Source organism: Mesorhizobium oxytropidicola, assembly GCF_056174625.1.
On the sequence record NZ_CM149692.1, the window covers coordinates 7,139,197 to 7,147,900 of the forward strand.

At 60.8% G+C, this 8,704-nt stretch carries 9 protein-coding genes and 1 pseudogene; 7 read left to right on the plus strand and 3 right to left on the minus strand.

All coding sequences use genetic code 11. The features are described from left to right. Positions 1 to 153 precede the first annotated feature (153 nt). Both AC0V8S_RS35305 and AC0V8S_RS35310 read right to left on the minus strand, forming a co-directional pair. Positions 154 to 672, minus strand: a complete 519-nt coding sequence (locus tag AC0V8S_RS35305; protein ID WP_475436267.1) for an A24 family peptidase — start codon at positions 670 to 672, stop codon at positions 154 to 156. Positions 673 to 856: 184 nt separating this feature from the next. Beyond that, the gene (locus tag AC0V8S_RS35310; protein WP_056569967.1) at positions 857 to 1,033 is read right to left on the minus strand and encodes a Flp family type IVb pilin; all 177 of its coding nucleotides are present in this window, start codon (positions 1,031 to 1,033) and stop codon (positions 857 to 859) included. A gap of 358 nt (positions 1,034 to 1,391) precedes the next feature. Between AC0V8S_RS35310 and AC0V8S_RS35315 the strand changes: the two genes are divergently transcribed. The 3 genes from AC0V8S_RS35315 (at position 1,392) to AC0V8S_RS35325 (ending at position 3,203) form a co-directional block, all read left to right on the plus strand. Continuing rightward, positions 1,392 to 1,814 carry a pilus assembly protein N-terminal domain-containing protein gene (locus AC0V8S_RS35315; protein ID WP_183456106.1) on the plus strand — a complete coding sequence of 141 codons (423 nt, stop codon included), beginning with the start codon at positions 1,392 to 1,394 and terminating at the stop codon, positions 1,812 to 1,814. Between the two features lie 140 nt (positions 1,815 to 1,954). Continuing rightward, positions 1,955 to 2,545 (plus strand): TadE/TadG family type IV pilus assembly protein, encoded by a 591-nt coding sequence (locus AC0V8S_RS35320; RefSeq protein WP_475436270.1) that lies wholly within the window; start codon positions 1,955 to 1,957, stop codon positions 2,543 to 2,545. Positions 2,546 to 2,579: 34 nt separating this feature from the next. Further along, positions 2,580 to 3,203, plus strand: a complete 624-nt coding sequence (locus tag AC0V8S_RS35325) for a TadE/TadG family type IV pilus assembly protein (protein WP_475436273.1) — start codon at positions 2,580 to 2,582, stop codon at positions 3,201 to 3,203. A gap of 6 nt (positions 3,204 to 3,209) precedes the next feature. On the opposite strand, the pseudogene AC0V8S_RS35330 reads toward AC0V8S_RS35325, so the two are convergent. Continuing rightward, positions 3,210 to 4,132 (minus strand): annotated as a pseudogene (locus tag AC0V8S_RS35330) (phosphate/phosphite/phosphonate ABC transporter substrate-binding protein). A 339-nt stretch (positions 4,133 to 4,471) separates the two neighbouring features. On the opposite strand from AC0V8S_RS35330, the gene AC0V8S_RS35335 reads away from it, so the two are divergent. The 4 genes from AC0V8S_RS35335 to rpsT all read left to right on the plus strand — a co-directional run bounded on the left by AC0V8S_RS35335 (position 4,472) and on the right by rpsT (position 7,847). Next, a complete protein-coding gene (locus AC0V8S_RS35335; protein WP_475436276.1) occupies positions 4,472 to 5,713 on the plus strand; it encodes a phosphopentomutase in 1,242 nt (413 codons plus the stop codon). Further along, the gene (gene mutM, locus AC0V8S_RS35340; protein WP_183456095.1) at positions 5,706 to 6,596 is read left to right on the plus strand and encodes a bifunctional DNA-formamidopyrimidine glycosylase/DNA-(apurinic or apyrimidinic site) lyase; all 891 of its coding nucleotides are present in this window, start codon (positions 5,706 to 5,708) and stop codon (positions 6,594 to 6,596) included. Before AC0V8S_RS35335 ends, mutM begins: the two co-directional genes overlap by 8 nt. A 30-nt stretch (positions 6,597 to 6,626) precedes the next feature. Next, positions 6,627 to 7,400, plus strand: coding sequence for an enoyl-CoA hydratase (locus AC0V8S_RS35345; RefSeq protein WP_475436278.1), 774 nt, complete (start codon positions 6,627 to 6,629; stop codon positions 7,398 to 7,400). 180 nt (positions 7,401 to 7,580) lie between these two features. Further along, positions 7,581 to 7,847, plus strand: coding sequence for a 30S ribosomal protein S20 (gene rpsT / locus AC0V8S_RS35350; protein WP_095198364.1), 267 nt, complete (start codon positions 7,581 to 7,583; stop codon positions 7,845 to 7,847). Positions 7,848 to 8,704: the final 857 nt, after the last annotated feature.

Below are 8,704 nucleotides of genomic sequence, written 5' to 3' on the forward strand. Positions count from 1 at the left end.
TCAAAACAAGGTTAATGCAATGCTTACGATCGTGATTAATTTAAGGTTTACATAAATTAGCTGGATCCCGCCGTGACGGACGCGAAGAGCCCGACCACGGCTCTTTCAAAGGGGTCGGGCAACGCAGTCAAGGGAACGGAAATCAGATCGTGCTCAACTCGCAAGCTTTGCCAGCGCCCACACCATCAAAGGCGAGTCCGGATAGGTCAGCAGTCCGCCCAGGCCGAGCGCGATCCCGTAGGGAACCCCGGTCGTGTCGTCCGCGAAATGACGCAGGAATGGATTGCGTCCGGTAAAAGCCGCCAGCGGCGACTTCCGGTAGAGCAGGATGGCAAGCGTCAGCAGGCCGCCGATCATTGTCGAGACAACGAGGTATTCGACGAGATGGATGTTCAACCCCATCCACACGGCCGTAGCGGCCAGCAGCTTGGCGTCGCCTCCACCCATGCCACCCATCGCGAACAGGCCGAACGTCACGGTAAGGACCAGAGCGCCGGCGGCGAAATGCCAGCCATAGGCTGCCCATTCCATACCCGTCAGCGGCGCAACCAGCGCGAAGACGACGACAAGCAGCACCGAGACGCGGTTGGCAATTGTCATCGACAGCATGTCGGAGATCGCGGCAAACAGCATGCAGAACGGAAAGACGACGAAGATCAGGGCTTCAAGCATCGGTGTCGCGCCTAAGGTTCAATTCCAGTGAGCCAAGCCTAGGTATTTTCGATTAACGATTGATGAGGCGGTTCTCTAAAAATCGGAACCAGAACTGACTGTGAACCGTGTAAAAACGAAGCAAGGGCCGCCAGTGGGCGGCCCTTGCTGTAAGCAACAAGCTGATCGTCAGCAGTACAGCGGATTAGCTGCCGCTGGAGTTCAGCGTGGAACCGATCGAGGTGAACTTGGCGTTGATCGCATTGCCAAGGGCGCCGGCGCCGGTGATGATGGCGAGCGCGATGAGGGCGGCGATCAGACCATATTCGATAGCGGTCGCGCCGGATTCGTCCTTCACGAAACGTGCAAAAAGGTTAGACATTCGAGAGCTCCTACTCCACGTGTTACAGCACTTCCGTCAACTTCTGTAATGGTTGATCGGATGCTGCCAATCTAGGGAGAAGCTCTTTCGATCGGCTTAATAAACAGCCTTACCGATTCCTTTCCCGGCTCCAACGGAGTGCGTGGTTAACTCCATGCTAAGCGCGGGCCAAAGTGCCGTTTCCCAGGCCAACGCCGCAAAAGGCAAGGGCTTAAGGAAGCTTGCGACCCGGCCACGGATCCGGCCATGCGAACAGCCATGCCGGCCGCTACATCCGGCGCCGGCAAGCCGACTTAACCGTTGGTTCACCAATCTCGTTCATGTTCCGTTGAACAGTTTGCTTGCGTGGAGCGCCCCGATGGCCGTGCTGAGATCCTCAATCCTGGTTGCCGTGCTTCTTGCCGCCACGAGCTTGATCACGCCAGCCAGGGCCGGCGCCGATATCCAGGTCACGATGAATCAGGCCAAGATCGTGAAATTGTCACGCCCCGCCGACACGATCGTCATCGGCAACCCGGCCATCGCCGATGCCTCCGTCCAGGACGCCTCGACGGTCGTGCTCACCGGCAAGGGATTCGGCGTCACCAATCTCGTCGTTCTCGACCAGGAGGGCAGCCCGATCGTCGACGCGCAGGTTACCGTCGTGCGGCAGGCAGCCTCGACGGTTCGCATTTACCGGCGTGCCGAGGTCCAGACCATGTCGTGCACGCCCTATTGCGAAAGCTCCTACAAGAGCGAGGCCGAAAAATCCTCCGAAGCCGAGATGAGCGCGAGCAAATAGGCTGCACGCCCCTTAGCCGCCGCCCAGGTTACTGGCTGGTTAAGACGTTTGCGCCAACTTTAACGATCATTCACACCGGACCTCAATTGGTTTGCGCTAATACACCTGCCGGAACCGTCCAGGGGTGGCAGGAACAGGGCATGGGCAACGAATTCGGCTCGACAGGTCAGCACAAGGTGGAGCGCGCCGGGTTTTTGAAGCGCTTCGTTCGCAACCGCCGTGGCAGTACGGCCATCGAATTCGCAATCCTGGCATTGCCGTTCGCGCTTCTTGTCTTTGGCATCCTTGAAAGCTGCATCTCTTTTGCCGGCCAGGAGGTGATGGCCAACATCACCGACGATATTGCGCGCCAGTTGCGCACGGGCCAGTTGAGGCCGGCCGATGTGGCGGGGACCAAATTGACGACCCTGATCTGCAGCAAGCTGCAGATCATCGTCTCGACGGATTGCCCGCAACAGCTGCTCGTCGATCTTCGCGAATATCCGACTTTCGCCGACGCGGCCTCGGCAAGCTTCACGATCCAGAACGGCGATGTCGTGCTGATGCAAGGCACGAACTCACAGACTTTTGCAAACACGCCTGGCCTGGCGGAATCGAAGAACATGCTGCGGGTCTTCTACAAATGGCCTGTGGTGACCGATCTGATGGCGAGGTCGATGGCCAATCTGAGCGGCGGCAGGACACTGCATTTTGCGTCGGTGACCTGGCAGAACGAGCCGTTCGACAATTGAGTTCGGAACCACCAACAAGAAAAAAGGCAATGGCATGATGCGTGCGGGGGCACATCCGGGAATTGCGGGACTCTGGAGCAAGGCGGTCGGGTTCTGCTCCAATCGCCGTGGTGTGGCGGCGGTCGAGTTCGCTCTTATCGTGCCTATCCTGCTGATCATGTACTTCATGACCATGGAGGCGTCGCAGGCCATCGAGACGAGCAAGAAGGTCAGCCGCATCGGCAGCATGGTCGCGGATCTCATCACGCAGCAGCCGACCATCGTCAAGGCGGATCTCGACGCCATCATGAAAATCGGCACATCGACCATTCAACCCTACAACCGTTCGACACCCAACATCACCATCACCGCAATACAGGTCACGACCGATCCGACGCCCAGGGTCCTGGTGGTGTGGTCGCGCAAGGTCGCCAGCGGCGTCTACAGTGTCGGGGCCACCGCAGGCACGGCCACCACGGTTCCGGCAACGCTCAAGGTTGCCGGTACCTTCCTCATCCGCGTTGACAGCAATCTTAGCTATGCGCCGATTATCGGCTGGACGACGAATACCCAGCAAAAGCTTGGATTGACCCAATCCCTCACCACGACGATTCCGATGGGCGAGACCTACTATCTGCGCCCGCGCAGAAGCCTGACCATCCCCTGCAGCGACTGCTGAAGACTTTTACCGCTGCCCACCGTCGGCCGACACCAGGCGCGCGATGGCTTCCGCCGCCGCATAATCCTTTGGGGCTGCGGTCAAAAGCCGCCAGAGTGTTTCGATTCCAGGAGATCGTAGACATCCGGCGTCGTCGATTTGAGGTTGGTGAGGAACACGGTCAGCCGGCGCTTGGCTTCCGGGTCGAGATCGCTGCGCACTGCATGGGGACCATATCTCAGCAGGCCCGACATCCACACGACCTGGAGAGCCGACGCCGAAAGGCCGGCCGCTTCGAGCCTTGCCTGCGTTCCACCAGACAGCAACGGCTGGCCGTCGGCCGCGGCCCTCACCCAGCCGAACGAGGCGTCGGCCTGGCCGTCGACGAGCATTTTTTCCGCTGCCGACGCTGAATCCGTATGGATCAGAAAGGGGGCGTCTTCGGCGATCTTGACGTGCTCGGCGGCCAGCTCCGCCAGCGGCAGAAGCGAGCCCCCGACACTGTCCGGCGGCGGCATGGCGATCCGGTGCGCCTGCATCGCCCCCAGGCCAGACAGCTTGCCGTCCCTGGTCAGCAGCACGGAGCGGATGCCGGCCGCACCGTCGGAATCAACCGGCGCCACAAGCGGCTCGATGCATCCGCAACGCTGCAGCGCCGTGGCGTAGGCCGTTGCCGAATAGATGGCGTACTCGATCCGGGCGTTGGCCTGCGCCTCGATCAATGCCGCATAGTCGCGCGCGACGACGAACTCCACCTTCATGCCAAGCGCATTGGTAAAGGATTGCGTCAACAGCGCCAGCCCCGGAACGGTGTTGCCGGCGCCAGGCTCGGCGACGATGCCGATGCGAAATGTGCCGATATCATCGCGCCAGTCGGCCCGCGCCGGACCACACCAGAGCGCGCCGTGCACGACCACAAGGCCAGCACATGCCTTCAGCGCGGCGTTCATAAAAAGACCGTCCTTGGGTTTTCTTCGATCCATGCCCATGCCCGGTGCGCCGCAATACTTTTTATCTTGGATTACGTCTGTCGTCGTTGCCCCAAAACCGCCAGACACTTTTGGGCGACATGGACTATTAGTTTGTCCATGTCGTTGTCCCAGAAACCGCCAGGCATTTTGGGTTACATGCACTCTTAGCTTGTGCATGTCGTTCCCCCGAAAACCGCTGCGCACTTTTGGGCGACATGCACTGGACTATCCACGCCAGCCATTGCCGTTTGGTTTCCGAATTGCCAATACCGCCGTGGAACCCTATGTCTGGGCGTCCAAACTGGCAACAATGACCCGATGGCGCGTGCTTTCCTCTTTGTCCTGGATTCCTTCGGCGTCGGCGGCGCGGCCGATGCTGAACGCTATGGCGACGCCGGCGCCAACACGCTTGCGCACATCGCCGAAGCTTGCGCCGAAGGGCGTGCGGATCGCGAGCGGCTTCGTCAGGGGCCGCTGTTTGTCCCGCACATGGCATCGCTCGGGCTCGGCAAGGCATCCGAGACGGCGACAGGATCGGCTTTTTCCCATTTCGGAACGGATCTGGCCGCCAATGCCTTCCATGGCGCGGCGCAGGAAGTTTCGAGCGGCAAGGACACCCCTTCCGGTCACTGGGAGATCGCAGGCCTGCCGGTTCGCTTCGACTGGGGTTATTTCCCGGATACGGTTCCCGCCTTTCCGGCTGATCTGACCGCGGCGATGATCCGCGAGGGCGAGGTTTCAGGCATTCTCGGAAACTGCCATGCGCCAGGTACCGAGATCATCGAACGCTTCGGCGAGGAACACATCCGCACCGGCAAGCCGATCTGTTACACCTCCGTCGACTCGGTCCTGCAGATCGCCGCGCATGAAGTCCATTTCGGGTTGGAGCGGCTTTATGAATTCTGTCAGGTGGTACGCCGGCTGGTTGATCCGCTGAGGATCGGACGCGTGATCGCACGGCCGTTCGTCGGCGAGACCGCCGGCACCTTCCAGCGGACCTACAATCGCCATGACTATGCCGTGCCGCCGCCGGAGCCGACCTTGCTCGACCGGCTGACGGCACGGGGAAGCCGCGTTATAGCCGTCGGCAAGATCGGCGACATCTTCGCCCATCGCGGGGTTTCGGAAGTGCGCAAGGCCGCCGGCAACATGGCCATGTTCGACAAGGCGCTCGGTGCGATGGATGATGCCGGCGACGGCGATCTCGTTTTCGCCAATTTCGTCGATTTCGACACCGAATTCGGCCATCGCCGCGATGTCGCCGGCTATGCCGCCGCGCTCGAGGCCTTCGACCGGCGGCTGCCGGAAGCATTTGCAAAACTGCGGCAGGGCGACATCCTCATCCTGACGGCCGACCATGGCAATGATCCGATCTGGCGAGGGACCGATCATACGCGTGAACGTATCCCGGTGATCGGCATGGGACCGGGTTTGACAGGTGGCGACATCGGACTGAGAACGACATTCGCCGATATCGGCGAGACCGTCGCCGAACATCTCGGCCTGGCGCCCGGCCGCCACGGCACTTCTTTCCATGCGATGATTGGCGGCCATGCCTGAATTGCCCGAAGTCGAAACGGTGCGGCGTGGTCTGCAGCCGGTCCTGGAAGGTGCCCGTCTGACCAAGGTCGAGGCGCGGCGGCCAGATCTGCGCTTTCCCTTCCCCGAACGGTTTTCGGAACGGCTGACCGGCAAGACGATCACGGCACTTGGCCGCCGGGCCAAATATCTGACCATGCATGTGCAGGACGGCCCGGTGCTGATCTGCCATCTCGGCATGTCGGGCTCGTTTCGCATCGAGACCGACGATGACGGCGAGACACCTGGCGTGTTCCACCACGAACGCTCGAAAAGCACGACGCACGACCATGTCGTGTTCGATGTCGTCGCCGCCGACGGCGCCCGTTCCCGCGTGATCTTCAACGACCCGCGCCGCTTCGGTTTCATGCTGTTCGCGGAAGGATCGCCGGAGACGCATCCGATGCTGGCCGGACTGGGCGTCGAGCCCACGGGCAACGCGCTGGACGGCGTGCTGCTCGCCTCTTTGCTGAAAGGCCGCGGATCGCCGCTGAAGGCAGCACTTCTTGACCAGAAGCTGATCGCGGGGCTTGGCAATATTTACGTGTCGGAGGCGCTCTGGCGCGCCGGCCTGTCGCCCTTGCGTGCGGCGGGCACCATCGCCAAGCCGGGCAAGAAGGCCAGGGAGCAGAGCGAACGCCTGGCCGAGGCGATCCGCTCGGTCATATCAGATGCCATCGCCGCAGGCGGGTCGTCGCTGCGCGACTACGTGCATACCGACGGATCGCTGGGCTATTTCCAGCATTCCTTCGCCGTGTACGACCGCGAGGGCGAACCCTGCCCGAAGCCCGGCTGCGGCGGCCACATCGAGCGTATCGTGCAGAGCGGACGCTCGACCTTCTATTGCCGGACGTGTCAGAGCTGAGTTAGACCGGGTCGAGTGAGGAGAAGCAGCATGGCCTATGAAACGATCATCACCGAGACGCGCGGCAAGGTCGGACTGATCACGCTGGACCGGCCAAAGGCGCTTAATGCTCTGAATTCCCAGATCCTTGCTGAACTCGTCGCAGCCGTGAAAGGTTTCGGCGCCGATCTTGGCATCGGCGCCATGGTTCTTACCGGTTCCGACAAGGCCTTCGCCGCTGGTGCCGACATCAAGGAGATGCAGGCGATCTCCTATGTGGACGCCTATAGCCAGGACTTCTTCGCGGGTTGGGAAGAGTTCACGCGCACGCGAAAGCCGATCATTGCGGCAGTGGCTGGCTATGCGCTGGGCGGCGGATGCGAGCTGGCCATGATGTGCGACTTCATCATTGCCGCCGACACGGCCAAATTCGGCCAGCCCGAAATCACGCTCGGCGTCATTCCCGGCATGGGCGGGTCGCAACGCCTGACCCGGTTCGTCGGCAAATCGAAGGCGATGGATATGTGCCTGACCGGGCGGATGATGGATGCCGCGGAAGCCGAGCGCTCAGGCCTGGTGTCGCGGGTCGTGCCCGCCGCCGAACTCGTCGAAGAGGCGGTCAAGGCGGCGACCAAGATCGCCGATTTCTCGCTGCCGTCGGTGATGATGGCGAAGGAAGCCGTCAACCGTTCCTATGAGACGACGCTGGCCGAGGGATTGCGGTTCGAACGCCGCCTGTTCCACTCGCTTTTCGCGCTCGAAGACCAGAAGGAAGGCATGGCGGCCTTCGCCGAAAAGCGGAAGCCGAATTTCACCAATCGGTAGAGTGTAGCCGGCCTGCGATCGAAACCCTGTGGCATCGGCCAAAAAGAACGCCAGGCAGCGTTGACGCGCCGGAAAAGCTGAACTATAAGCCGCACCAACCGAGGCGGCCCTGTGGCTGCCCGTTTGTTTTTGCGCCCTGCGGCATGCCGCGTGCGCCGACCAGATCAGAAGAGAGGCATCATGGCCAACACATCCTCGGCCAAAAAGGCAACGCGCAAGATCGTCCGCCGCGCAGCGATCAACAAGAACCGCCGCTCGCGCGTGCGCACCTATGTACGCCAGGTCGAGGAGGCTCTCGCCTCCGGTGACAAGGCTGCCGCTCAGGCCGCTTTCAAGGCCGCCGAGCCGGAATTGATGCGTGCCGCGACCAAGGGCGTGATCCACAAGAACACCGCGTCCCGCAAGGTGTCGCGTCTGGCCGCGCGCCTCAAGGTGCTGTCGGCCTGATATCGCCTTTACAGACTAAGCTTCCTTAAAACCCGGCCGATCGTGCCGGGTTTTTTTCGTTTGCCGGCAAGTACTTAAAAAGAATGCTCGGAAACGGCGCCCAAAGCAGATTCCAGACTCCTAAATGCTTTGCCGGCACATGCATGCCTGCTGATGGCTGACATGCTTGAAAAGAGACGGCTCAAAAACTCTTAACTATCAGAAATAAGCGATATTTTTCAGACAGTTACCCATGGTCGTCCACAGCTTGTCCACAGCACCCCGGAGGGACGGGAGGACAACTGGCTGTCAAGCGAATTATTTCAGAATATTTCGAAGCGGGCCGGCTTTTTCATATTCGCCGGAAAAGGGTTTGAATCACAATGGCTTTGTCAAAATATGCCGCTACGGCATGGCGCCCCAAGGCGCCCGAGGTAACCAGATTCCTTAAAAATCCGTTAGACGTGGCCTTGCCCTATCCACAGCGATTTCGGTAATGTCGATCCATCGAAAGGGACGGGCCTGTGGCCCTAACCCAGCCTGACGCAGCCAGCTTAAATTGGCGGGATTTGCGACGCGGATCAAGTCCGCGAACGGGCATGGTTTGCTCTTTTTCGATACGGTAGGGGACTGGCGTAAATAGACATGGCAGGTAGACGGCGCGCCGGCGCTCTTTCGCCGGACGGTGTTGTATTGCCCTGACATACCCAACGCGGACTGGCTTCCATGGGCCGGCACCGGTTCCCTCCGAATAGTGGGCGACGTTCATTGCCGGCGGCGGCAACGGGCATCGTGGCGAAGACACAGTCGCTGGAAACAAGGATGCAGGAGGCGCATCCCCGGCGGAAAACAGGTACAGAAAAGCAAGGAACTCGATC